This window comes from Stenotrophomonas maltophilia, assembly GCF_013464915.1.
GTDB lineage: Bacteria > Pseudomonadota > Gammaproteobacteria > Xanthomonadales > Xanthomonadaceae > Stenotrophomonas > Stenotrophomonas maltophilia_AT.
In genome coordinates this window covers 1-24,513 of record NZ_RAVT01000021.1, presented here as the reverse complement: position 1 = coordinate 24,513, position 24,513 = coordinate 1, and the positions used below count along the sequence as shown (strand labels likewise).

Here is a 24,513-nt window from a genome sequence, read left to right as displayed (position 1 = left end):
GCGCCGCACTCCTAGAATTGCCGTTTTCTGCACATCGGACGTCAGCAGATGATCGTCGGTATCGATCTTGGCACCACCCATTCCCTCATCGGCATGCACACGGCAGCCGGGCCGCAGCTGTTCCCCAATGCCCATGGCGAGCTGTTGACGCCGTCGGTGGTGAGCCTGGTCGATGGCGCCGTGCTGGTCGGCCAGCCGGCCCGCGACCGCCTGGTCAGCCATCCACAGCAGACCGTGGCCCACTTCAAGCGCTGGATGGGCAGCGATCGCGAGACCCGGCTGGGTGAACGCAGTTTCCGCCCCGAGGAGCTCTCGGCCATGGTGCTGCGCTCGCTGCTGGCTGACGCCGAAGCGGCCCTGGGCCACAAGGTGGAGGAGGCGGTGATCAGCGTACCGGCCTATTTCTCCGACGCCCAGCGCAAGGCCACCCGGGCGGCCGGCGAGCTGGCCGGCATCCGCGTCGAGCGCCTGATCAATGAGCCCACGGCCGCCGCGCTGGCCTACGGCCTGCAGGAGCGTGACGGCGAAGGCCGCGTGCTGGTGCTGGACCTGGGCGGCGGCACTTTCGACGTCTCCATCCTGGAACTGTTCGACGGCGTAGTCGAAGTGCATGCCAGCGCCGGCGACAATTTCCTGGGCGGCGAGGACTTCCTGCAGGTACTCGTGCAGGCCTTCCATGCCGACCAGGGCACGTCCGCCAGCGACCTGTCCGCTGCCGAGCAGGCGCAGCTGCTGCGTCGGCTGGAACTGTTCAAGCGAGAACTCAGCCAGAGCGGGGCTGCCAGCCTGCAGTTGCCCCTGGCCGGCAGCGAACGCCAGTGGCAGCTGGACGAGGCGCGCTACGCGCAGCTCTGCGAGCCGCTGCTGCTGCGCATGCGTGCGCCCATCGAACGGGCGATCCGCGACGCCCGGCTCAAGCCCGAGGCGCTGGACGACATCATCCTGGTCGGCGGTGCGGTACGCATGCCGATGGTCAGCAAGCTGGCGACCCGCATGTTCGGCCGGCTGCCGTTGCGCCACGTCCATCCGGACCAGGCAATTGCATTGGGTGCCGCCGTTGCCGCCGGACTGAAGGCGCGAGACGAATCGCTGCGCGAGGTCGTGCTGACCGATGTCTGCCCCTACACGCTGGGCACGCAGGTGTCCCGCCAGGATGCTGCCGGTGGCGAGCGCAGCGGCTATTTCCACCCGATCATCCAGCGCAACAGCGTGGTGCCGGTCAGCCGCGAGGATCGCTTCTACCCGCTGCACGAGCGGCAAAGTGCCATCCGCATCGACGTGTTCCAGGGCGAGAGCCCGACGGTGGATCGCAACATCAAGCTCGGCGAGCTGACCGTGCCGCTGACCCATTCTGTCCCGATGCAAGAACGCAGCGTCACCGCCCGCTTTACCTACGACGTGAACGGGCTGCTGCAGGTCGAAGTCACCGAGGACGCCACCGGCAAGCGCCACGAGCTCATCCTGGAACAGAATCCCGGGCTGCTGTCACCCGAAGAGATCCAGCAGCGCCTGCGCGCACTGGAAGCGCTGAAGATCCATCCGCGCGACGCCCAGCCCAACCTCGCGGTGATCGCCCGCACCGAGCGCCTGTACGAGGAACGCATCCATCACCGCGAACAGTTGCAGTCGTGGCTGAGCGGCTTCCGCCATGTGCTGGAGAGCCAGGATGCCGTTGCCGTCGAGCGTCATCGCCATCAGCTGGACGAGGCACTCGACACCCTCGAGCGCGATGCATGAGCTGGGCACTTCACGTTCTGGAGCTGGACGAAACCGCTGACGAGCGCGCGATCAAGCGCGCCTATGCAAAGCGCCTGCGGGTGACTCGCCCCGACGAGGATCCCGTCGCCTTCCAGCACCTGCATGAGGCCTATCAGGCGGCATTGGACTGGGTCCGCCAGGAAGCGCTGGCCTATGCCGCGGACGAGGGCGAGGACGAGGACGAACCGGCGGAGCATGCAGCCGATATCGGCCCCTGGCCGCACGACGCCGACGTGGCATGGGCGCCACCCGAAACGCGTTCGTACTCGCCTCCATTGCCACCCCGCGGCACGCCTGTGCTGCTGCGCACGGCACCGGTGGTGGAGCTGGACGGGGTGGTCGATGTAGCAAGCCACGCGCAGTTGATCCTGCGCCAGGCATACCTGTTGCCGGTCGACGACTTCGGCCCCTGGCTGGAAGCCACGCCGGTGCTGTGGTCGCTGCGCTACAAGCCATTGGTGGGCGACGCGCTGCTGGATGAACTGGCACGCAGTCACAACGGCATCAGCGCAGCCAACATGGGTCTGCTGGCACGCTGCTTTGGCTGGGATGATGTACACGATGGCGTGGATCCGGACAGGCTGGCATCGATCCAGTCGCGCGGTCATCGACGCTGGGCCGCCGAGACCGGGAATGCGGCGGAGCTGTCGGCACTGCTTGAACAAGAGGGCAGCCTGCGGCTGGGGAAGATCACGGTCAGCCGTTGCCTGCGTTACCTGTCGCAGCCATGGCACCCGCGACGATCCCTCTGGCAGGCGCAGCTGCCCGAGCACATCAATGAAGTCAACGCACTGCTGGATGCCATCGAGGCGGGCGGAAGGGAACAGGTGCCCGAGGCATGGGATCCGCAGCAGATCCTGTTCTGGCGAAGTCTTGCAGACATCTCCCGGCCCAACCGGTGGCGCTGGCAGGTGAACGCACTGCGTGGCGTGCTGCTGGGCGTCTGCAGCCTGTTGTTCTTTGCTGGAATCGCGGGCGTCTCGCTGGTCCAGGGAAAGACGGGCGAAGCTGCGATTTTCGCCCAGCTGGGGGTGCCTTTGGGCCTGCTGCTGGCTGCGATCGGCGCACTGTGGGTGCCTGTGCGCTGGGCGCTGCGCCAGCTGACGCTGGATCTGCCGCCTTCGCGCAGGGGATGGCTGCTGGCGCTGCCAGCGCCGTTGATGGCGATCGGCAGCCTGGTTCTTGTCCATGGCCTTGGCCACCGCATCGAAGGTACCCTGTTGATCTTCATGGCACTGCCCTTGGCGACTGCGCGCCTGTGGCGACGCGTCGGTCCCCGGATACGGTTCGGAATCCGCCATGCCGTGTTCATGGTGCTTGCCATGCTTATCGCCGAAGCAGGCATCGTTCTGATCCTGCTGCAGTGGGGAGCCGAGTTCATACATCGCACGCGCCGTCATGCGTCGATTGACCGGCTCCCACCTCCCTCTGGAAACACCGTGTGAACCGGGCACTGGACGCGCTCGGGCTCGACACCGGCGCCGACGAACGTGCGATCAAGCGCGCCTACGCGCAGAAACTGCGCACGGCGCGCCCGGACGAAGATCCGATGGCATTCCAGGCGCTGCACGAGGCTTGCCAGGAGGCCCTGCAGTGGGTCCGCAACCGCGCGCAATGGCAGGAGGAAGACGGTGCAGAAGCGCTGTCGGCCCCACCTGCAGACAACAGCCCAGCCGGCCCACTGGCGCCATGCGACAGCCATTCGCCGATGGACCACATGCCGGAGTGGCATCATCCATGCACGCTCGACACCGACATGCCGGACGACGTGGTGGAGCAGTCATTGAACCTGCCCCGGTTTGCGCGTCTGCTGATCCACACTGCGGTCGACGCCGACCCGGCCAGCTTCGAGCACTGGCTGGCCCATCGTCCGGAGCTGTGGTCATTGGCCGACAGGCCGCGCATCGGTGACCTGGTGCTGCAGCAGTTGCTGCAGCAGGGCGGGCCCCTGTGCGAGTCCAACTTCGATCTGCTCGGTCGGTACTTCGGCTGGAACGAGATCCGGAGCGATACCGATCCTTACCGGATCCGCGCACGACGCAACCTGCTGCATCGCCAGTGGCAGCTGCAGCCGCGCAACCACACGGCCCTCACTGCAGCCCTGGACCGTCCGCAGGACCGGGTTTCCGCAACCGAGGCCCATGCCCGCGTGGAACGCTTGACCCGACCATGGCACTGGCTGCAATCGCTGCTGTCGGCCAGCGTGCCCGGGCGTGCTGCCACCATGCGGCAAACGATGCAGCGTCTGGGGGTGCATGGCGTCCGTGACACGCTGGCGCCACTGGACGGGGATCAGGTCGCCTTCTGGATGGCGATATCCCAACCCGGGCGCTTCAATCTCATGAAGATGCAGGTGGCAATAGTCCGCTGCCTGCTGGGCGCTCTCGTCGTGCTGGCCGTCATGGCGGCGCTGGCATTGCTGGGTGATGCCGCCCGACCCATCGCGATCAGCACGTCCAGCATGAAGCACGTGGCAGTCCTTGCCTCGGTGGTCATCGTGTCTGGCGTCCTCATGCTGACGCCCTTCATTGGAACGCCCCCATCGCGGACGGCGTCCACGCCAGCGTCCGCCGGGCCATCATCGCCGCTCGATGGACAAGGCATGCAGACGCATGGACCCCGCCCGCGCAGGCCAGCGCCCTCATTCGCCGTCGTGAGCCGGATCGACCCTGGCACAGACGGCGATTGAGTGGCGGAGGGTTATTTCTCCCGCCGCCAGTTGATCGAACCACGGTTTTCCACCGTGCTCGATTCCACTTCCACATCGAAGCCGCGACGCAGCAGGTACTTCAACGTGATCACCGAGCCGGCACCGACCAGCGACACACCGTAGCCGACGTACAGCTTGGGCGAGATGTACTTGCCAACACCGATCACCGAGCCACCCAGCGCGCGCGACTGGCTCACGCCTGCGTCGTCCAGGCCCAGCTTGGCACCCAGCTGCGAGGCCAGCAGGCCGCTGCCGGCCGAGAGCGCCGCCGAAGCCGCGTTGACCTGCTGGGTCTGGTCGCTGCTGGCACCGGTCAGGCTGCGGCCCAGCACCAGGTAGGCCAGTGCTTCGGACTGCGACATCGCCGGCTCGGACCACACGTCCGCACGCGGCTGCTGCGCACGCCCGGTCACGTCGATGCCGGCGGTGACATCACCGATCCGGCGCTCGGCACGGATGTTGATGCGCGGATCGGACACCGCGTTGTAGTTCCAGGTGAGGTTGCCGCGGGTGATGGTCAGGTCCTGCCCGTACGCCTTGTAGCGGCCACTCACTTCCAGCCCGCCGTTGGCGGTCATTTCGCGCCCAGGCTTGGCCCAGACCTGCATCTTGCCGGTCAGCGCACCCTTCAGGCCGAAGCCGGTCATCTTCACCTTGTCGCCGAGGCTGACCGTCAGGTCCATGTCCAGCGGCGAGGTGCGCGACTCTTCCGGATCGGCCGGGTCGAGCACCACCACGTCTTCAGACACCGAGGTGCCGCGGTCCAGGCGCTCAAGGTCGATGTCGGCCTCGGGCACGTGCACGGTACCGCGCAGTTCCATCGCCGCCTTGGCCAGGGTGAAGTCGAGGTTGGGATTGGCGACGATGCGCAGCTCGCTGGTGTTGGACAGCAGCACGTTCTCGCCGTGGATCTTCAGCTGCAGCGGCTGTGCATCGCCGAACCAGGACAGGCCACCATCCACGTACAGCGTGCCCTGGCCCGAGTTGGCCTGCGCGGTGATCTTGGCCGAACCGTCGGGCTGGGCCACGAAGCTGCCCTTGCCCTGGTCGAAGGTCAGGCCCAGCGCGGGGAATTCGCCCTTGAAGTTGCTCAACTGCGCGTCGCCGCCCAGCGACGGCTGGCCGCGCGTGCCGCGCAGGCTGACGTGGCCTTCGATCAGGCCGGTCGGGCGCACGATGTCCGGCGAGAACAGCTCCAGCCAGTACAGCCGCGACATGTTGAGGTAGAGCTCGCCGTTCAGCGGCGCACTGGCTTCCCAACCGGTCTGCATCTTCGCGTCGACGAAGCCGTTGCCCTGGAAGCCCATGCCCAGGTAGCCCTTGATGCTGGCCGGAGTCATGTCGAGCTTCAGCGAGAACTGGTCATAACGCACCAGCTCGCCACGGGTGGCATCGCCCACGGTGTTGCGGTTCTCGCCCAGGCGCACACCGCCTTCCTTCGAGCGCACTTCCACGTGGCCTTCCCAGGCGTTGCCGCGCGGGCGGATCTGCGCGTCCAGGCTGACATCGCCGCGCAGGTAGATGCGGCGACCGGACTGCGGCGGCAACCACGGCTGCACCAGCGCCAACGGCAACGCATCACTGCGCACCACCAGGCCCTCGCGCGGCCAGTTGGCCTGTGCGCACAGTGCGCCGCTGCTGGCCGCGGCCAGGCAGGCTTCGGACAGCGTGTAGCTGCTGCCGTTGATCGCGAACGCCGCCGGTGCGCGAAGCGACCAGGCATCACCCTTCACCGGCGCGATGCGCAGCGACGCCAGCTCGCCGCGCCACTGCGTGCCCTGCTGGCGCACGCTGCCCTGCAGCTCGACCGCGCCCATCTCGTTGCGGGTCTGCGCCGCCAGGCGCAGATTGGAGACACTGCCCTGCGCATCCACGTTCAAGCGTTCCAGCAGCACGCCGGCATTGACCTGCTGGCCCTGCACCGCCAGCGTGCCGCTGTCGCCGCGCCACGGCAGGTGGCCCTTGATGCTCACGCTCTCGGCGCCGTAGCCATCCCAGTTGAGGTTGTTGCCGACCAGGTCGGCAGTGATATCCGGCGCATCGCGCGGGCCCTTCACCTGTACCTGGCCGCGCAGGCCGCCATCGGCGCCCGGCAGCAGATCGCTCAGCTGCAGCGGTTCGAAACGCGCATCGATGTCGAGGCGGTCGCCGACCTTGCCCGACGCCGTCACCCGGCTGCTGCCCAGCGACAGCTTCAGGTCACCCTGGCCCTGCTCGCCCTGCAGGGCGAACTTGCCCTGTGCGTCGAGGTTGCGCTGGCGCAGCATGCCCTTCAGCGACGGCAGATCGACCGTGGCTTCCAGCGCGCCGGCGGTACCCGGCGGTGCGTTTGCCGGCGGCGGCAGCTGGCGGCCCCTGGAGGCCAGGTTGCCGGACAGGCGGCCATTCCAGCCGGGCACGAAATAGCCGGGGTCGAAGTCCTTCAGCGTGGCCTTGGCATCCCAGTCCAGCTGCGGCGCCCACGCCACCTGGCCTTCCACCTGCAGCTGCCCACCCGGGGTCTGCGCCTGCAGCTGGTGGATCGACGCGGCCTGGTCGTTGCCGCGCACGTCAAAGCGAAGCTGCGCCTTCTGCGCATCACGCTCGACCTCGGCGCGGCCGATCGCCGCCCAGGCCTTGAGCGTACCCGCCAACCCGAAGCGCGCTTCCTTCAGGGTCACCGGCACCGGTGCGCTGCCGGCCGTATTCGGATCGGCCGCCGGCACGTAGGTAAGATCATGGGCGACCACCGAGAAGTTGAGCTTCTGCTGGTCTTCCTGGCTGAAGTCGGCGGTGCCCTCCAGCCGTGCTTCGCCACCAAGGCCCTTCACCAGCAGCGGTGAGACCTTCAGCACCTGGTCCTGCAACGACACCACCGACGGTGCCAGTTCCAGTTCCTGATCGCCCTGCTTCACCTTGCCGCGCAGGTTGGCGTTGCCGCCCTTGCCGGCAGCGGTGAAGTCCAGCGCCAGCGGCGCGATCGCCGAGCTGGCCAGTGCTGGCGACAGCAGCGCCAGATCCAGTTCGTCACTGCGGATGCTGGCATTCCAGCTCGGATCGGTGCGGCCATCGAACACCAGCATGGTGTGCAGCGGCTTCGGCGCACGTCCCGCTACCGCCACTTCCATGTGCGACAGGTCACCGCGCGCGACCAGACCAAGCGTCGCGGCGGTACGGCCACGCGGGGCCGGCAGCACCGCGGTGACGGTCACGTCGGTGTCGTAGTCCTTGGCCGGGATGTAGCGGCCCTGGGCGGTGAAGTTGCCCATGTCGCTGTCCACCACCAGCTTGTGCGCCTGGAACTCGCCGTTGGCGATCTCGATGCCACCGCGCACGCGGCTGATGTCGATCACCGGCTCGTTGGCCTGGCTGATGCGGAAGCCATCGATGGCGATGGCGTCTGCCTGGATCGCCAGCGGCATCTCGATCTGCGGCAGCGAATCCGGCCACGACGGCAGCTTGAACGGCTCGTCACTCTTGGCCAGGTTCAACGTCGCGTTGGTCAGCTCCAGCTTGTCCAGCAGCAGCTTGCGGCCCAGCAGCGGGCGCAGGTCCGGCTCCAGGTGCGCGCGTTCTGCATGGAAATGGATGTCGTCGTAGCGGAAGTCGACGTTGTACAGGGTCAGCGGGCCGGCCACCGGGCCGTCCACCTTGTCCCAGGTGAAGCTGGCGCCCACCGGCAGCCGCGCCACCACCTGCGCCAGCAGCACATCACGACCGGCCACGGTCTGCAGCAGCCAGTACACCGCCAGCAGGGCCAGCAGCACCAGGCCCAGTACGCCTGCACCCGACCAGGCCCAGAAGCGGCGGCGGCGGTAGAAGCGCACGCGCGGCGGCGGCGTGTTCGGGATCGGTGCGGGCGTGCTCACAGGTCCGCTCCGATGTTCAGGTACAGCTGGAACTGCGAATCCGGGTTGTTCAGGCCATGCGCGATATCCACGCGCACCGGGCCCACCGGCGATTTCCAGCGCACGCCGAAGCCGACACCGGTATGCAGGTCGATGGTGTTGTCAAAGGCGCTGCCGGTATCGACGAACACCGCCGCCCCCCACGGGCCGCCATTGAAGTAGTGCTCGTACTCGGCCGAGCCGATCACCAGGTTCTTGGCGCCCAGCGCGTATTTGTCCGGTGCCGGCGTGCGCGGCCCCACTTCGCGGTAGGCATAGCCACGGATGCTGCGGTCACCGCCGGCGAAGTAGCGCAGGCTCGGTGGCATCGCCACCAGGTCGCTGGTCCAGGTGGTGCCACCCTCGCCACGCAGGATCAGGCGGTTGCTTTCACCCACCGGGATGTACCAGCGCAGCACGGCGTTGGCCTGTACGAAGCTGGTGTCCGAGCCAGCACCCTCAACACCGGCACGCATCGTCGCAGTACCGCTGATGCCCTTGCGCGGGAACAGCTCGTCATCGACGTTGACGTAGTCGGCAACCATCTGCGGGTAGACCAGCGTCGAGGTGTTGTAGACCGCATCGGTGAATTCTGTGCCGGATGCATAGCGCCAACGCTCGCGCAGTGCGTTGATCGAGGCGATCGCGGTCCAGTGCTCGTTGATCTCACCGCTGCGGCTGGCAATCAGCTTGAAGTTGCGCAGGTCGATGTAGTCGGTCTGCTCGTCGTAGGCGCTGGCAGCGAAGGTGTACCAGCCATCGAGCCAGTTGAAGGCCGGAATGCGGTAGCTGGTCACCAGGCTCTTGCGCTTCTGCGCATAGTCCAGCTGCGTGTTCATCTTGTGGCCGCGGTTGTTCAGGAACCGCCGCTCGATGCCACCGCGCACACCCGGGCCGCTCTCGCTGCCGTAGCTCAGGCCGGCGGTGTAGATGGTGCGCTTGGCGCGGGTCAGCTTCACATCCACCGGCACCTCGCCGTTGGCATCGGCCTGGTCCGGCCGCGGCTGGATGTCGATCACGCTGAAGTAGTCCAGCTTGGTCAGCGACTCGCGCAGCCGGTCCAGCTTGCCCTCGTGGAAATAGCTGCCCTGTTCCCAGTACACCAGCGGGTCGAACAGCTTGTCGACGAAGTAGTCCTGCTCGAAACGCACCGGGCCCATGTTGTAGCGCCGGCCGCTGTCCCAGGTCAGATCGATGTCGGCGGCATTGTCGGCACGGGTGATCTGCACCTGGCGCTGGGTGTAGTCGGCGTCGAAGTAGCCACGTTCGGCCAGGCGGCGGGTGACGGTGATCTTGCTGGCTTCGTACTGGGTATGCTCGAAACGCTGGCCCTTGCGCGGCTTGAACGCGGCCAGGTCGTCCTGCAGGTACTGGTCGTACATCGCCGGGCCGGTGATGTCGATGTGCTCGCGGCGGACGGTCACCGGCGTGCCCTTGTCGACATGGATCAGCACACGCACGTGCTCGTCCACGCGCGGCGCCTCGACCTTGATCACCGGGTTGTAATACCCGAACGGTTCCAGCGCCTGGCGGGTCTGCCGCTCGGCCTGTGACAGCAGGTATTCCAGGCGCGACTCGCCCTGCTCCTTGCCGATCGTGTCGTACAGCGACAGCGATTCCTGGATGTTCTCGATGATCGCGGCGTCGTCGCCCTTGTCCAATCCCTTGATGTCCACCTTGTCGATGGTGCCGCGCGCGTGGGCCACGGAGGTGGCGGCCAGCGACAGGACCATCAGCGGCAGGGCGTATTTCTTTGGCTGCATGCGGCACAGCATACCGACCGGAGGTGACGATGCGAAATGCATCACGTCATTGGGGATCGGTTGTTAAGTGGCGGTCAAAATACGCGCCTTTGTGGTGATCGTCGCGATCGCAGGCGAGGATGCCGGCATCGTGCGCGATGCCGGCAATGACCCCGATGGACATCCATCGACGATGTTCCGGTAATGCCGGCCGCTGGCCGGCAACCCACACATCGATTCGATGCGCGGTGGCAACGCCGGCCAGCGGCCGGCACTACCGATACGAGCGTCAGCTCGACAGGTGCTCGATCGCCGCCACCTTGCCCAGGCGCTCGCCCAGCATCGTCAGCAGCGCCAGGCGGTTGCCACGCAGCGCCGGATCTTCCGCATTGACCATCACGCCATCGAAGAACGCGTCGACCTGCGGGCGCAGGCGCGCCAGGCGCGCCAGCACAGCCACGTAGTCCTTGTGCTGCAGGCTGGCGCCGGTGTCGTCGATGGCCGCGGTGACCGCTTCGGCCAGCGCGCGCTCGGCGTCTTCCTGCAGCCGCGCCGGGTCGATCTGGCCCGGAATGTCGCCCTCGGCCTTGCGCAGGATGTTGCGGATGCGCTTGTTGGCCGCAGCCAGCGCTTCGGCTTCCGGCAGCGCGGCGAAGGTGCCGATCGCATCCAGGCGGCGGTCGAAGTCGTACAGCGAGGCCGGCTTCAGCTCGGCCACGGCGTTGAAGTGCGTGGCCGGCACCCCCTTGTCGGCGTAGTAGCCCTTCAGGCGGTCGAGGATGAAGTCGTACAGCTCCCGTCCAACGCCTTCTACATCAACGTTCAGAAACTCAACTTTGGCAGATTTCGTATCGATTCCCGATGCATCCAGCCGCTTCATCTTCTGGACCGTGCTTTCAACAGCGCGCGCCTCCCCCTGACGATGGACGGATTCGAGAGCTTCTGCAAGCAGGGCCTTGAGGTCCAGCTCGAAGCCGCTTTCGATGATCGTGCGGGCCAGGCCCAGCGCGTTGCGGCGCAGGGCGAACGGATCCTTGTTGCCGGTCGGCTTCAGGCCCGCGGCGAAACCGCCGGCCAGGGTGTCCACGCGTTCAGCAATGGCCAGCACCTTGCCCAGCGGCGACAGCGCGATGTCATCGCCGCCGAAGCGCGGCTGATAGGCCTCGTCGATGGCCAGCGCCACGTCGGCCGGTTCACCACCAGCCACGGCGTAGTGGCGGCCGGCGATGCCCTGCAGTTCCGGGAATTCGTTGACCATGCGCGACTGCAGGTCGTTCTTGGCCAGCTCGGCAGCCCGCCTGGCCTGCGCCGGATCGGCGCCGACCTGCGGCGCGATCACTTCGGCCAGTGCAGCCACGCGCGCCACCTTGTCGGCCACGCTGCCCAGCTTGGCCTGGTAGGTCACCGTCTTCAGGCCGTCGCCCATCGACGCCAGGCCCTGCTTCAGGTCCTCGTCGAAGAAGAACTTGGCATCGGCGAAGCGCGGGCGGATCACGCGCTCGTAGCCCTTGGCCACTTCGGCCACGTCCTTCGATTCGATGTTGGCGATGCCGATGAACTTCTCGGTCAGCGTGCCTGCGGCATCCAGCACCGGGAAGAACTTCTGGTTGATCTCCATCGTCTCGATCAGCGCTTCCTGCGGCACCGCCAGGAACGCGCGCTCGAAGCTGCACAGCACCGCCGACGGCCACTCGACCAGGTTCACCACCTGCTCCAGGTTGTCGTCGGTGATGCGGGCGCTGCCACCGGCCTTGGCCGCGGCAGCCTCGACCTCGGCGACGATGCGCGCGCGGCGCTCGCTCGGGTCGACCAGCACGAACGCAGCGCGCAGCGCTTCAACGTAGTCCTGCGGCTGCGCCAGCGACACGGTCTGGTCGTGGTGGAAGCGGTGGCCACGGCTCACGCGGCCAGCCTGCAGGCCGAACAGTTCGGCTTCGACCACGTTGGCGCCGTGCAGCAGCACCAGCCAGTGCGCCGGGCGGGCGAAGCCCCAGGCGTGGTCGCCCCAGCGCATCGGCTTGGGAATCGGCATCGCCGCGATCGCCTCGCGCAGGATCTCCGGCAGCAGGCTGGCGGTGCTCGCGCCCGGGGTCACCGCACGGTGCACGAAGCGCTCACCCTTGTTGTCGGTGGTCTTTTCCAGCGCGGTCCAGTCGATCCCGGCCTTGGCGGCGAAACCCTGCAACGCCTTGGTCGGCTGGCCTTCGGCGTCCAGTGCGATGTTCAGGTACGGGCCCAGCACTTCGCTGTGCTGTTCCGGTTGTTCCAGGCCGACGCCCGGCAGCAGCACGGCCAGTCGGCGCGGGGTCGACAGCGGGCGTGCATCGCCCGGTTCCAGCGCGACGCCGCGCTTGCGCAGGCCTTCGACGACACCGTCGAAGAACGCCTGGGCCAGGCCCGGCAGCGCCTTGACCGGCAGCTCTTCGGTGCCCAGTTCGATCAGCAGGGGGGACAATTGGCTCATCGGTTCGATCCTGTGGTGGGGGCGCAGCGCGCAACGCGTCCGGCGCCCCGGAAGTTGAGAGAGGGAGGGAGCGGCCGTCAGGCCTTCTTCGCGCCCGGGAAGCCCAGCTTCTCGCGCTGCTCGTAGTAGGCCTTGGCCACCGCCTGGGCCAGCGCGCGCACGCGCAGGATGTAGCGCTGGCGCTCGGTCACGCTGATCGCGCGACGTGCATCGAGCAGGTTGAAGGTGTGGCTGGCCTTCATCACCTGTTCGTAGGCCGGCAGCGGCAGGTTCACTTCCACCAGCTTCTGCGCCTCGCGCTCGCAGGCATCGAAACGGTGGAACAGTTCTTCCACGTCGGCGTATTCGAAGTTGTAGGTGCTCTGCTCCACCTCGTTCTGGTGGTAGACGTCGCCGTAAGTCACCGGCTGGCCGTCCGGGCCGTAGGTCCAGACCAGGTCGTAGACGTTGTCGCAGTTCTGCAGGTACATGCACAGGCGCTCGAGACCATAGGTGATCTCACCCAGCACCGGACGGCACTCCAGGCCACCGGCCTGCTGGAAGTAGGTGAACTGGGTCACCTCCATGCCGTTGAGCCAGACTTCCCAGCCCAGGCCCCAGGCGCCCAGCGTCGGCGATTCCCAGTTGTCCTCGACGAAACGCAGGTCATGCACCAGCGGGTCGATGCCCAGCGCCTTCAGCGAATCCAGGTACAGCTGCTGGATGTTGTCCGGCGCCGGCTTCATCGCCACCTGGTACTGGTAGTAGCGCTGCAGGCGGTTCGGGTTCTCGCCGTAGCGGCCGTCGGTCGGGCGGCGCGACGGCTGCACGTAGGCCGCGTTCCAGCCTTCCGGACCGATCGCACGCAGGAAGGTGGCCGGGTGGAAGGTACCGGCGCCCACCTCCAGGTCGAGCGGCTGGATGAGCACGCAGCCCTGCTGGGCCCAGAACTGGTTCAGGGTCTGGATCAGGCCCTGGAAGGTGATCGGAACGGTCGGGGTCGCGGACATGCGTACGAGTCTTGGCCGGCAAGGGGGTGCGCTAGTATAACGGCCGACCTGCGGGGCATTCCGTACCCGGGAGGAGCAGGCAGATGGAGCATCGGCTGCCGGCAGGCACGTCCGGCGAGGCGGGCGGCGTCGCGCTGCCCTGGGGACGGCTGCATTTCGAGCAGATTGCCGCGGCCCTGGCCGCCGATGGACTGGTGGCCGAGCAGGACCGCGAGCGCATGCGGTTTTCCGCACAGGGCGCGCGCAACGCCAGTGAAGTGCATCCGCTGGTACTGCTGTCCAACCTCAAGCTGGCCGCCACCGGCGGCGGCGAACTGACCCTGGAACGCCTGACCGAGTGGCTGGCGCAGCGCACCGGCAGCCGCTACCTGCGCATCGACCCGACCCGGGTGGACGTCGCCGCGGTCACCGCGCTGGTGTCGCATGCCTACGCCCGCCGCCACCGCTTCCTGCCACTGGCGGTGGATGCCGAGCGCGTGCTGGTGGCCACCAGCGAGCCGCTGGTGCAGGAATGGCGCCGCGACCTGCAGCACCTGACCCGCCGCCGCATCGAGCTGGCGGTGGTCAATCCGCTGGACCTGCACCGCTACACCATGGAGTTCTACGGGGTGACCCGCTCGGTGCGCGGCGCCCGTGGCGATGTGCGCGGCGAGGCCAGCACCACCCTGCCCAGCTTCGAGCAGCTGGTCGAGCTGGGGCGCACCGGCGACGTCAACGCTGACGACCAGCACATCGTGCATATCGTCGACTGGCTGCTGCAGTACGCCTACGAGCAGCGCGCCTCGGACATCCACCTGGAGCCGCGCCGCGAGATGGGGCGCATGCGCTTCCGCATCGACGGCGTGCTGCACAAGGTGTTCGAAGTGCCGCCGGCGGTGATGACCGCGGTGGTCAGCCGCATCAAGGTGCTGGGCCGCATGGACCTGGCCGAACGCCGGCGCCCGCAGGACGGCCGCATCAAGACCCGCTCGCCGGGTGGCCGCGAGGTCGAAATGCGCCTGTCGACCATGCCCACCGCCTTCGGCGAGAAGTGCGTGATGCGCATCTTCGATCCGGACGCGGCCTTCAAGAGCATCGACCAGCTCGGTTTCAGCCCGCAGGAGGCCGCCGGCTGGAATGCGCTGGTCGAGCGCCCGCACGGCATCGTGCTGGTCACCGGCCCGACCGGCTCGGGCAAGACCACCACCCTGTATTCCACACTGAAGCGGCTGGCCACGCCGGACGTGAACGTGTGCACGGTGGAAGACCCGATCGAAATGATCGCGCCCGAGTTCAACCAGATGCAGGTGCAGACCAACATCGACCTGGACTTCGCCAGCGGCGTGCGCACCCTGCTGCGGCAGGACCCGGACATCATCATGATCGGCGAGATCCGCGACCTGGAGACCGCGCAGATGGCGGTGCAGGCCTCGTTGACCGGCCACCTGGTGCTGTCCACCCTGCACACCAACGACGCGCCATCGGCGGTCACCCGCCTGCTCGACCTGGGCGTGCCGCATTACCTGCTGGCCAGCACCCTCAACGGCATCCTCGCCCAGCGCCTCGTCCGCACGCTGTGCCCGCACTGCAAGCAGCCGCACATCCTCGGCCCGGCCGATTGGGCGGTGCTGGCTGATAGCCATGCTGCATATCCAGATGCCGCCACGCCCTGTCGGCCGGTCGGTTGCCTGGAGTGCCGGCGCACCGGATTCCTCGGCCGTATCGGCCTGTATGAGTTGCTGCCATTGGGTTCGCGGCTGCGCGGGCAGATCCGCGCCGACATGGATCTGGCCGGTTTCACCCGCGCCGCGCGGACTGAAGGGCTGCGAACCCTGCGCCAGGCCGGGCTTGAAAAGGTGGCGCAGGGGCTGACTACAATCGAGGAAGTCCTGTCAGTCCTGCCGCCCCCGGATGAACCCAGCCCCGTTCCTGATCCTTGAAACCGGCCGCCCGGTACCGTCGCTGCGCCGCTACGGGCGCTTTCCGCACTGGATCCGCGTCGCCGCCGGGCTGGAAGAACACGAAACGGTGGTGGTCGATGTCGAGCACGGTGGCGCCCTGCCCGATCCGCACGCCTTTGCCGGCGTGCTGGTGACCGGCTCGGCGGCCTTCGTCACCGACCATGCCGACTGGAGCGAGCGCAGCGCTGCGTGGCTGCGCCAGACCGCCCACGACGACCTGCCGGTGTTCGGCATCTGCTACGGCCATCAGCTGCTGGCGCATGCGCTGGGTGGTGAGGTGGCCTACAACCCGGCCGGCCGCGAGTCCGGCACGATCGAACTGGAACTGCAGCCGCAGGCCGCGCAGGACCCGCTGTTCCAGGGCCTGCCGCAGCATTTCGCCGCCCACGCCACCCATCTGCAGACCGTGCTGCGCGCGCCCGACGGGGCCGAGGTGCTGGCCCGTTCGCCGCTGGACGGCTGCCACGCCTTCCGCTGGGGCCGCCAGGCCTGGGGCGTGCAGTTCCATCCAGAGTTCGCCACCCACCATATGCGTGGCTACGTGCGTGCCCGCGCCGACTGCATCGGCCGCCATGGCGGCTGCGCCCGCAGCATCGAGCGTGCGGTCAGTGCCGCGCCGCTGGCCCGCCAGCTGTTGCGGCGCTTCGTCCGCCAGGCGCGGCTGTCTTCAGCCCAGCCGGCGGCAAAACAGGGATAATCGGCGGCACGGGCAGCCGCCCGGCCCCCTCCTGTCCTTCCCGGATGTCCATGAAAGAGATTCGCAAGCTGCCGGCTTCGGCGGGCGCCCAGTGGTTGCTGGATACGTTCTCCCTGTACCGGCGTGCGCCGCTGCAGCTGGCCCGGATCGGCCTGACCTGGCTGCTGGTGAGCTGGGTGGTCACGCTGTTGTCGACGCTGATTCCCGGCGCCGCCGGCATGGCCGTGCAGCTGATGACGCTGGCCATCTCGCCGATCATGTTCGGCGGCATGCTGTACGCCGTGGGTGAGATCGATGAAGGCCGCCCGGGCCTGGCCTCGCACCTGCTGCAGCCGATCCGCGACCACCGCGTCAGCCACCTGCTGGTGCCGCTGGCGATCCAGGTGCTGGCGGTGCTGCTGCTGGGCGCGCTGCTGTTCCTGATGATCGGCCGCGAGGGCTTCACCGCCTTCAGCGAGGTCATGACCAAGATGGAAGAGATCAGCCGCAGTGGCCAGCAGATCAAGCCGGACGATGCCGCCGCGCTGGTTGCCAACCTGCCGGCCAAGCGCATCGCGCTGTGGATGCTGCTGGTGTTCCTGAGTGCGGTCGCGCTGTCGCTGGCGATGTTCACCCAGCCGGCGCTGGTGGTGTTCGACAAGCAGAGCGGCATGCACGCGCTGCGCCTGAGCCTGCAGGGCTGCATCGAGAACATCGGCGCGATGATCGTGTTCGCCGCACTCGGCCTGATCGCCGCGTTCTGCATGTACATCCTGTTCGTGATCGTGATCCAGATCGCGATGCTGATCGGTGGCCCGCTGGCCGCCGCCTTCATCGCCCAGCTGGTACTGACCACGGTGCTGATGCCGCTGTATGTCGGTGCGGTCTACGCCGCGTGGAAGCAGATGTTCGTGCATCGCGGCAGTCGCGCGGCGCCGCCGATTCCGACCACGCCGATCTCCAGCGACGTGTTCCACGCCTGACGGAAAAAGGGGACGGAGGGGATTAAGTCGTTAGCTGCACACACTGGGCATAAACGACTTAATCCCCTCCGTCCCCTTTTTTTCTTTCAGGCGGCGGGCTTCTTCACTACCGACGATGGCACCAGCCAGCGTGCGGCGTGGATGCCCAGCTCATACAGCAGGCACATCGGGATCGCCAGCATCAGCTGCGACACCACGTCCGGCGGGGTCAGCACCGCCGCGACCACGAAGATGCCGACGATCGCGTAGCCGCGGCCTTCCTTGAACTGCTGCGGCGTCACCCAGCCCAGCAGCACCAGGATCACCATCGCCACCGGCAGCTCGAAACTGCCGCCGAAGGCGAAGAAGATTGCCAGCACGAAGTCCAGGTAGGCATTCGCGTCCGGGGTGATCGCGATCACGTCCGGGCTGAAAGTGGTGAGGAAGTGGAACACCGCCGGCAGCACCAGGAAGTAGGCGAAGGCACAACCGGTGTAGAACAGCAGCACCGATGACACCAGCAGCGGCACCGCCAGGCGCTTCTCACGCGCGTAAAGGCCCGGCGCGACGAACGCCCACAGCTGGTACAGCAGCCACGGTACCGCCACGAACAACGCGACGAAGAAGGTCAGCTTCAGCGGCGCGAAGAAGGCACCTGCCGGATTGGTGGCGATCATCGTCTGCCCGTTGGGCAGCTGCGAGACCAGCGGTTCGGCCAGCGCGTTGTACAGCTTCTGGGTGAACGGCAGCAGCGCCAGCAACACCACGCCCAGGCCCAGCAGTGCGCGCACCAGACGGCCGCGCAGTTCCACCAGGTGTTCGACCAGCGAGCTCTCGCCGAAATCCTGTTCACTCATGGCTGGCGCTCCGTGCTCTGCGGCGGCGGCGCACCGGCTTCAGGGAGTGCCGCCGGGGTCGGCTCGGGAGCAACGCTGTGCTGTGTCGGTTCAACGGCATCCGGCGCGGCACTCATGTGCGGCGGTAGATCCGCAGGTGCCGGTGCAGGGACGTTCTGCACCAGATCATCGCCCTGCTGCTGCGCCTGCTGGGCTTCGCGACGGATCGCTTCGCCGCTGGCGCGCAGCTGGTTCTCGGTGTCCTGCATGCCCTGGCGCACGTCCTGCATCTGCCGCTTGATCTCCTCGGCCTGCAGCTCGCGTTCCAGTTCCTGTTTCACCGAATCCCATTGATTGCGGGCACGACGCACCCACAGGCCGGCGAAGCGGGCCGCCTTGGGCAGGCGCTCGGGACCGAGCACCACCAGGGCGACCACTGCAATCACCAGCAGTTCGCTGAAGCCGATATCGAACACCGCAACCGCTCCGGATCAACGTGCGTTGCGGTCGTGCTCGTCCTGCGCGGTGCGCGAGGCGTCCTGGCTGCGCGACTCATCGCCCAGCTGCGCGTTCGGCTTGTCTTCGTCGCGCATGCCCTTCTTGAATTCCTTGACCGCCGAACCGAGGTCCTTGGCGCCGCTGGTCAGGCGCTTGGTGCCGAACACCAGCAGGACGATGGCCAGCACGACCAACCAATGCCAGATGCTGAAACTGCCCATAAAGACGCTCGTTACGTTAGTGATCAGGCTGTCGAGCATAGCGCACCGGCTGTTAGCCGGCGCGCGTGACGAAAGTCAGTTTCCGCCCAGCGTTTCCGTGCGGATCTCGCCGTCGTTCACCGGCTGGAAGCCCTGCTGCTGCGGCGGCGGGTTCTGCGGCACGTTCTGCAGCGGTGCGGTGGTGGCTTCGGCCGGCGCCGCCGGTGCTGCCTGAACAGGCGCCGGAGCAGCTGCCGGGGCCGCTGCCGGGCGCGGCGCGCTGCCGCCGTTGCCGCTGCGGTTGTTGCGCGCCGCGTAGGTGGCCTCTTCCAGGCGATCGCGGAAGGCGACCACATCCATCGACGGCGAACCGGCGGCGCGACCTTCGAAGATCATCCGCGGCGTGGTGTTGCTGCCGTAAGCGTCAAGGTTGGCGGCATCGTCGATCTGCAGCACCGCGCCGTCCAGCGCGACGCCGGCAAACAGGCCGCGGGCGCGCGACCAGGACCAGATCTCGGCCTTCAGCTGGCCGTCGGTGGCCGCGGCGGCGTTGCGGCCCACCGGACCGGCGGCGACGCCAGCGTCGGCACCCAGCGTGAACTTGCCGTTGACCAGATTGTCCAGGCTGCGGTCGTTGCGGAACACCAGCACCACGTCCGAAGACTGCACACCGGCCTGGAAGCCGATGCTGCCGCCGGTGAGCTTCACGAACACCGGGTTGGACCAGGCGCCATTGGCCATGCGCACCGACATCAGGCCGTGGCCGCGGCGACCGCCAATGACCAGACCCGCCTTGATCGTGTCGGGAATGACGATGACCGCGCGGCCTTCGTCGAGCAACTTGTCCGGGATGCCCTGTTCAGGGATCCCCTGGATTTCAGCCAGCACACGCACAGCATTGCGCGCACGCTGGTCTTCCTGCGGCCCGGCCATGGCCTGGCTGGACAGCAGACTGGCGGCGATCAGCAGGGCTTGGATCGGGCGACGCATGGCAGGCTCCAGAAGTCAGTCCATAGGAAGATATAGCAAGTGACTGAAATTAGTAGTGTTGTCATGAATCCCCAATGAGCGTTCCCTGCTCACATTGATGCGTGCTATGCCTGCAATCCGAACCCTGCATCCCGGCACGGCACCGGATCGGCGACAATACCGCCCATGCTCGACGCACCCGATACCGCCGTGCTGGCGGTCAACCTAGGCACGCCCGAGACGCCGACGGCCCCTGCCGTACGCCGTTACCTGGCTGAATTCCTGTCCGACCCCCGCGTGGTCTCGATCCCGGCGCTGCTGTGGCAGCCGCTGCTGCGCGGGTTGATCCTGCCGCTGCGCAGCGGCCGTTCGGCGGCCAAGTACGCCCAGGTCTGGCTACCCGACGGCTCACCGCTGATGGTGCATACGCGCCAGCTGGCGCAGGCCATGCAGGCCCTGCTGCCGACCCTGACGGTGCGCCACGCGATGCGTTACGGCGAACCGGCGCTGGCCAGCGAGCTCGACCGGCTGGCGGCCGACGGTGCGCGCCGCATCGTGGTACTGCCGCTGTACCCGCAGTATTCCACCACCACCACCGCCTCGGTCGAAGACCGCGTCGATGCCTGGCAGCGCCGCAACCCGGGCGTGACCGTCAGCCTGGTGCGCGACTACTCGGTCGATCCGGGCTGGGTCGAGGCCGTGGCCGGCTCGATCCGGCGCTACTGGGAGCAGCACGGTCGTGGCCAGACACTGATGTTCTCCTTCCATGGCATCCCGCAGCGCCTGGCTGATGGGGGCGATCCGTATCCGCAGCGCTGCGAAGCCAGCGCACAGGCCATCGCCAACGCGCTGGGCCTGGGCAGGGACGAGTGGCAGATGGGCTACCAGTCACGGTTTGGCCGCGAGCGCTGGCTGCAGCCGTACGCCGAGCCAAGCCTGTGGGCGCTGGCCGAGTCCGGCGTGAAGCAGATCGACGTGGTCTGCCCGGGCTTTGCCACCGATTGCCTGGAGACGCTGGAAGAAGTGGCGCTGGGCTTCACCGAAACGCTGGCCGAACGCGGGGCGACGATGCGCTACATCCCGTGCCTCAACGCCGAGCCGGAACATGCGCGCGCACTGGCACGGCTGGCCGTGGCCTCGCTGGCATGACTCTGCACCCCTTTGAACTCGAGGTCGGTGGCGCGCGCGTTGCCGGCCTGCGCAACCACGGCGACGGCCCGCGCGTGCTGGCCCTGCATGGCTGGCTCGACAACGCGGCCAGCTTCGTGCCGCTGGCGCCGCACCTGTCGTCGTTGCAGCTGGTGGCCATCGACCTGCCCGGTCATGGCCACAGCGCGCATCTGCCGGCCGGTGCCAGCTACACCACGGCCGCTGCGATCTGCCACGTACTCGATGTCGCCGACGCGCTGGGCTGGGACCGTTTCAGCCTGCTCGGCCATTCGATGGGCGCCGGCATCGCCAGCCTCACCGCCTCGGTCAGCGACCGTGTCGAACGGCTGGTGGCGATCGAAGCGCTCGGCGGCCTGCGCGGTCCCGAGGAAGACACCGCCAATCGCCTGCGGGAGCATGTGAATGCCACGCGTGGGCTGGCGCGCAAGCAACTGCGCGTGTTCCCCGACCTTGCCGCGCCGATCCGCGCGCGGATGATGACCAACCAGCTCAGCGAGCGCTGTGCACGGCTGCTGGTCGAGCGCGGCGTGGAACCGGTCGAGGGTGGCTACCGCTGGTGCAGCGATCCGCGCCTGATGCTGCCCACCGCAATCCGCCTCAGTGAAGGGCAGATCGACAATCTGCTGCAGGCCATCGCCTGCCCGACGCAGGTGATCTATGCCACGCCGGCGCAGTCCTACTATCCCGAGCCGATGCGCAGCGATCGCCTGCAGCACCTGCGCGATGGGCGGTTGGCGGTGTTTCCCGGCAACCATCACCTGCACATGGAAGATCCGGCGCAGATCGCCGGGGTGATCCTGCGCTTCTTCAGCAACGACAACGCCGGCTGAGTCGCGGCGTCCGCGCACTTCACTCTGCGCAGTTGCGGCCGATACATCAGTTGTGGGCCACTGCGCCTGCAGCACGCAGGTCCGGTCGGGTCTGCGGCGTGTGTCTGGTTCTGCAAGGAAGTCCGCATGCCCGCTCCATTGCACCGTCACCCACAGGATGTGGTCACGGCGCCCCGTCTGCGCGACGTTGATTGCGTCGCATTCCCCGAATTCCCGGTCCATGCCCTGGCCACGCACTCCTGCGTGCGTCACCGCGTGGCCGTTGTCGTCTGCTGATCCAGGAGTCGCCGATGTCCGTTGCATTCTCCCGTCCCCCCGATACCGCTCGCCTGCCGCACCTGCAGCAGCTCGCCCGCCGCGCTGATCGCCGCCTGCTGATCGGCAGCGCAGCACTGGGCCTGGCTGGCCTGGTGCTGGCCTTGCGTGGTCCACAGGTGCAGGCCGCCGTGCTGGCGGCCGCTGCAGTGCTGCCTGCCGCGTGGCTGGGCGGATCCCAGGCTGGCCGCAGCATCGCCCGCAATGGCCTGGCGTTGCTGTTGTCGCTGCAGCTGGCCCTGGTGTGCGCGATCGTCGGCCTGTCACCGGCACTGCCGGTGGCCCTGCTGCTGGGCGTGCTGCTGGGACACCGCGATCGCCTGCCGGTGTGGCTGGCCGGTGGGGTCGGCACGCTTGCACTGCTGGCCCCGTTGCTGAGCGGTGCCACAGTGTGGCCGACGCTGCTGCAGGCCGGCATGTTCGCGGGCCTGACCCTGTTCCTCGGCCAGGTCGCACTGCGGCTTCGCCAGCAGACCGAGACGCTTGGCCATGGCCCGCGTCGCCTTGCCGCGCTGGCACGCGATATCGCCACCGGTGCCGATCTTGGTGCGCATGCCGACACCAGCGCCTATGCACCGGGATCACTGGCCCACGCCCTGGCCGACACTGCGCGCCACGTGCAGGCCCAGCGTGGACGCGAGGCAGCTGCGCATGCCGAGAACGCGCAGATCCGCCAGGCGCTGGATGCCTCGCGCACCGCGATGATGATCGCCGACAACGACCATGTGATCCGCTATGTGAACCGCTCGGTGGTGGCACTGCTGCGCAACCAGCAGGCAACGTTGCGACAGGCTTTCCCCGATTTCGACGCCGAGCGCCTGGTGGGCAGCAGCATCCATCGCTTCCATGCCAACCCGGACCGCATCCGCGCCATCCTCAATGGGCTGCAGGTCACGCACAACGGCAAGGTACAGATCGGCCCGGTGCACTTCGCGCAGGTGGTCACACCTGTGTTCGACGACCAGGGCGTGCGCCTGGGCTTTGCCGTGGAGTGGCATGACCGGACCCATGAACTCACTCTGGAGAACGCTGTGGCCGACATCGTCGCTGCGGCCGCCGCCGGTGATCTCGAGCAGCGCCTGCAGGCGACCGAAGGTGCCAGCTTCCTCGACGGCCTCACGGGAGGCATCAACCAGCTGCTCGATACGCTGGGCAGCACTGTCGATGAAGTGCGGCAGATGCTCTCGGCGCTGGCCAACGGCGATCTGGACCGGCGCATGCGCGGCGAGTATCAGGGCGCCTTCGCGGCCATCCAGCGCGATGCGAACGCCACGGCGGGCCAGTTGGCGCGCATGGTGGGCCGCATCCAGCAGTGCGCATCTTCGATCAGTACGGCGGCCAACGAAATTGCTGCTGGCAACGGCGCCCTGTCCGAGCGCAGCGAACGCCAGGCCGCGCACCTCCAGGAAACCGCGGCATCAATGGAGGAGCTGACCGCCACCGTGCGCCAGAACGCCGCCCATGCGCGTGAGGCCAGCGAGCTGGCGGCCTCCACGCAGAATGCCGCCAGTGATGGCAACACGGCCATGCAGCGGGTGGTCGACACCATGCAGGCCATCGAAGGTGCGTCGAAGCGGATCGGCGACATCACCGGCGTCATCGACGGCATCGCCTTCCAGACCAACATCCTTGCGCTCAACGCAGCGGTGGAAGCGGCGCGCGCCGGCGAGCAGGGCCGTGGCTTCGCCGTGGTGGCCAGTGAAGTGCGAGTACTGGCACAGCGTTCGGCGGCGGCGGCCCAGGAGATCAAGAAGCTGATCGACGAAGCCGGCCGCCAGGTGGGCGACGGTGCGCAGCTGGTGGCGGATGCCGGCCAACGCATGCAGGGCATCGTCGGTGGCGTCGAAAGCGTCAGCCACCTGATGCGCGAGATATCAGCAGCGTCGCAGGAACAGTCGATCGGTATCGAGCAGATCAACCAGACCGTGGTGCAGATGGACCAGGCCACGCAGCAGAATGCTGCGCTGGTGGAGGAAGCGACCGCCGCAGCACGCGAGCTGCAGTCGCAGGCGGGAACGCTGGACGATGCAGTTTCGGTGTTCCGTCGGCAGGAGTCACAGGACGTGGCGCTGGTCGCCTGATCTCGGCCTTCAATACGATCCACGTGAAGACGGCGCCCGCAGGGCGCCGTCTTTTTTTGCGTGCTCTGCGTGATGGGTCACGTCGATACAGCTGCCGACCTCCTGGTTGGCGCTGTAGCGCCTCGCAGAGAGCATCCACGCACGGCGTGGATTACTGGTAGTGCCGGCCACTGGCCGGCAAACGATCATTCCGTGGGCCTGCTGTGGGGAGCGGCCAACCTTGGTTGGCATCGTGGTTCCGCGCTGAGAGCATCCACGCATGGCGTGGATCTACTGCTGGTCTGCCTGCCATCGGTAGTCGCCAACCTCGGTTGGCGCCGCCGCTCGCCGCGGTTCCATCAACGCGCCTGCCGGCCAGCGGCCGGCACTTCCCGGCATTTTCTGCGCACAAAGAAAAAACCCCGCTGCGTAAACAGCGGGGTTTTGGGTATAAACCCTGGCGATGACCTACTCTCGCATGGCTTGAGCCACACTACCATCGGCGCAGCTGCGTTTCACTTCCGAGTT

General features: G+C 67.5%; 17 protein-coding genes. 9 read left to right on the top strand and 8 right to left on the bottom strand.

Annotated elements, in window-relative coordinates:
- The first annotated feature begins 48 nt into the window (after positions 1 to 48).
- The 3 genes from D7T59_RS07045 to D7T59_RS07035 all read left to right on the top strand — a co-directional run bounded on the left by D7T59_RS07045 (position 49) and on the right by D7T59_RS07035 (position 4,447).
- A complete protein-coding gene (locus tag D7T59_RS07045) occupies positions 49 to 1,737 on the top strand; it encodes a molecular chaperone HscC (protein ID WP_180851696.1) in 1,689 nt (562 codons plus the stop codon).
- Complete coding sequence (locus D7T59_RS07040; protein ID WP_180851698.1) at positions 1,734 to 3,203, top strand: J domain-containing protein; 1,470 nt, start codon at positions 1,734 to 1,736, stop codon at positions 3,201 to 3,203. The genes D7T59_RS07045 and D7T59_RS07040 overlap by 4 nt, the downstream gene beginning before the upstream one ends.
- Before the next feature lie 263 nt (positions 3,204 to 3,466).
- Positions 3,467 to 4,447: a heat-shock protein gene (locus D7T59_RS07035; protein WP_258013015.1), complete on the top strand. Its 981-nt coding sequence runs from the start codon at positions 3,467 to 3,469 to the stop codon at positions 4,445 to 4,447.
- 11 nt (positions 4,448 to 4,458) lie between these two features.
- Here D7T59_RS07035 and D7T59_RS07030 read toward each other — a convergent pair whose 3' ends face one another.
- From D7T59_RS07030 to glyQ, 4 genes are all read right to left on the bottom strand, one after another.
- On the bottom strand, positions 4,459 to 8,316 hold the full coding sequence (locus tag D7T59_RS07030; protein WP_180851701.1) for a translocation/assembly module TamB domain-containing protein: 3,858 nt from the start codon (positions 8,314 to 8,316) through the stop codon (positions 4,459 to 4,461).
- Positions 8,313 to 10,109: an autotransporter assembly complex protein TamA gene (locus tag D7T59_RS07025; RefSeq protein WP_180851712.1), complete on the bottom strand. Its 1,797-nt coding sequence runs from the start codon at positions 10,107 to 10,109 to the stop codon at positions 8,313 to 8,315. Before D7T59_RS07025 ends, D7T59_RS07030 begins: the two co-directional genes overlap by 4 nt.
- A gap of 256 nt (positions 10,110 to 10,365) precedes the next feature.
- A complete protein-coding gene (gene glyS, locus D7T59_RS07020; protein WP_180851703.1) occupies positions 10,366 to 12,540 on the bottom strand; it encodes a glycine--tRNA ligase subunit beta in 2,175 nt (724 codons plus the stop codon).
- A 77-nt stretch (positions 12,541 to 12,617) separates the two neighbouring features.
- A complete protein-coding gene (glyQ, locus tag D7T59_RS07015; protein ID WP_049430272.1) occupies positions 12,618 to 13,529 on the bottom strand; it encodes a glycine--tRNA ligase subunit alpha in 912 nt (303 codons plus the stop codon).
- Positions 13,530 to 13,612: 83 nt separating this feature from the next.
- Between glyQ and D7T59_RS07010 the strand changes: the two genes are divergently transcribed.
- From D7T59_RS07010 to D7T59_RS07000, 3 genes are read left to right on the top strand one after another with little or no spacing between them, the layout of a single operon-like run.
- Positions 13,613 to 15,448: a GspE/PulE family protein gene (locus D7T59_RS07010; RefSeq protein WP_164137875.1), complete on the top strand. Its 1,836-nt coding sequence runs from the start codon at positions 13,613 to 13,615 to the stop codon at positions 15,446 to 15,448.
- Positions 15,420 to 16,166: a glutamine amidotransferase gene (locus D7T59_RS07005; RefSeq protein ID WP_033835362.1), complete on the top strand. Its 747-nt coding sequence runs from the start codon at positions 15,420 to 15,422 to the stop codon at positions 16,164 to 16,166. Before D7T59_RS07010 ends, D7T59_RS07005 begins: the two co-directional genes overlap by 29 nt.
- Positions 16,167 to 16,216: 50 nt before the next feature.
- Positions 16,217 to 17,128, top strand: coding sequence for a BPSS1780 family membrane protein (locus D7T59_RS07000; RefSeq protein ID WP_164137876.1), 912 nt, complete (start codon positions 16,217 to 16,219; stop codon positions 17,126 to 17,128).
- Positions 17,129 to 17,214: 86 nt separating this feature from the next.
- Here D7T59_RS07000 and tatC read toward each other — a convergent pair whose 3' ends face one another.
- The 4 genes from tatC to D7T59_RS06980 all read right to left on the bottom strand — a co-directional run bounded on the left by tatC (position 17,215) and on the right by D7T59_RS06980 (position 19,631).
- Positions 17,215 to 17,964: a twin-arginine translocase subunit TatC gene (gene tatC / locus D7T59_RS06995; protein WP_010482410.1), complete on the bottom strand. Its 750-nt coding sequence runs from the start codon at positions 17,962 to 17,964 to the stop codon at positions 17,215 to 17,217.
- Positions 17,961 to 18,419, bottom strand: a complete 459-nt coding sequence (tatB, locus tag D7T59_RS06990; protein ID WP_180851705.1) for a Sec-independent protein translocase protein TatB — start codon at positions 18,417 to 18,419, stop codon at positions 17,961 to 17,963. Before tatB ends, tatC begins: the two co-directional genes overlap by 4 nt.
- Positions 18,420 to 18,434: 15 nt before the next feature.
- Positions 18,435 to 18,662 (bottom strand): Sec-independent protein translocase subunit TatA, encoded by a 228-nt coding sequence (gene tatA, locus D7T59_RS06985; RefSeq protein WP_005420453.1) that lies wholly within the window; start codon positions 18,660 to 18,662, stop codon positions 18,435 to 18,437.
- A 75-nt stretch (positions 18,663 to 18,737) separates the two neighbouring features.
- Positions 18,738 to 19,631, bottom strand: a complete 894-nt coding sequence (locus D7T59_RS06980; RefSeq protein WP_180851706.1) for a lipid-binding SYLF domain-containing protein — start codon at positions 19,629 to 19,631, stop codon at positions 18,738 to 18,740.
- Positions 19,632 to 19,796: 165 nt separating this feature from the next.
- Between D7T59_RS06980 and hemH the strand changes: the two genes are divergently transcribed.
- The 3 genes from hemH to D7T59_RS06965 all read left to right on the top strand — a co-directional run bounded on the left by hemH (position 19,797) and on the right by D7T59_RS06965 (position 24,006).
- Complete coding sequence (gene hemH, locus D7T59_RS06975; RefSeq protein WP_164137879.1) at positions 19,797 to 20,759, top strand: ferrochelatase; 963 nt, start codon at positions 19,797 to 19,799, stop codon at positions 20,757 to 20,759.
- Positions 20,756 to 21,610: an alpha/beta fold hydrolase gene (locus tag D7T59_RS06970; RefSeq protein ID WP_180851707.1), complete on the top strand. Its 855-nt coding sequence runs from the start codon at positions 20,756 to 20,758 to the stop codon at positions 21,608 to 21,610. Before hemH ends, D7T59_RS06970 begins: the two co-directional genes overlap by 4 nt.
- Before the next feature lie 290 nt (positions 21,611 to 21,900).
- Positions 21,901 to 24,006: a methyl-accepting chemotaxis protein gene (locus D7T59_RS06965; RefSeq protein ID WP_180851708.1), complete on the top strand. Its 2,106-nt coding sequence runs from the start codon at positions 21,901 to 21,903 to the stop codon at positions 24,004 to 24,006.
- The last annotated feature ends 507 nt before the right edge of the window (positions 24,007 to 24,513 follow it).

Coding starts and splice junctions, on each gene's coding strand:
- D7T59_RS07045 (WP_180851696.1), top strand. CDS start 49: ATGATCGTCGGTATCGATCTTGGCACCACCCATTCCCTCATCGGCATG.
- D7T59_RS07040 (WP_180851698.1), top strand. CDS start 1,734: ATGAGCTGGGCACTTCACGTTCTGGAGCTGGACGAAACCGCTGACGAG.
- D7T59_RS07035 (WP_258013015.1), top strand. CDS start 3,467: ATGGACCACATGCCGGAGTGGCATCATCCATGCACGCTCGACACCGAC.
- D7T59_RS07025 (WP_180851712.1), bottom strand. CDS start 10,109: ATGCTGTGCCGCATGCAGCCAAAGAAATACGCCCTGCCGCTGATGGTC.
- glyS (WP_180851703.1), bottom strand. CDS start 12,540: ATGAGCCAATTGTCCCCCCTGCTGATCGAACTGGGCACCGAAGAGCTG.
- glyQ (WP_049430272.1), bottom strand. CDS start 13,529: ATGTCCGCGACCCCGACCGTTCCGATCACCTTCCAGGGCCTGATCCAG.
- D7T59_RS07010 (WP_164137875.1), top strand. CDS start 13,613: ATGGAGCATCGGCTGCCGGCAGGCACGTCCGGCGAGGCGGGCGGCGTC.
- D7T59_RS07005 (WP_033835362.1), top strand. CDS start 15,420: ATGAACCCAGCCCCGTTCCTGATCCTTGAAACCGGCCGCCCGGTACCG.
- D7T59_RS07000 (WP_164137876.1), top strand. CDS start 16,217: ATGAAAGAGATTCGCAAGCTGCCGGCTTCGGCGGGCGCCCAGTGGTTG.
- tatC (WP_010482410.1), bottom strand. CDS start 17,964: ATGAGTGAACAGGATTTCGGCGAGAGCTCGCTGGTCGAACACCTGGTG.
- tatA (WP_005420453.1), bottom strand. CDS start 18,662: ATGGGCAGTTTCAGCATCTGGCATTGGTTGGTCGTGCTGGCCATCGTC.
- D7T59_RS06980 (WP_180851706.1), bottom strand. CDS start 19,631: ATGCGTCGCCCGATCCAAGCCCTGCTGATCGCCGCCAGTCTGCTGTCC.
- hemH (WP_164137879.1), top strand. CDS start 19,797: ATGCTCGACGCACCCGATACCGCCGTGCTGGCGGTCAACCTAGGCACG.
- D7T59_RS06970 (WP_180851707.1), top strand. CDS start 20,756: ATGACTCTGCACCCCTTTGAACTCGAGGTCGGTGGCGCGCGCGTTGCC.
- D7T59_RS06965 (WP_180851708.1), top strand. CDS start 21,901: ATGTCCGTTGCATTCTCCCGTCCCCCCGATACCGCTCGCCTGCCGCAC.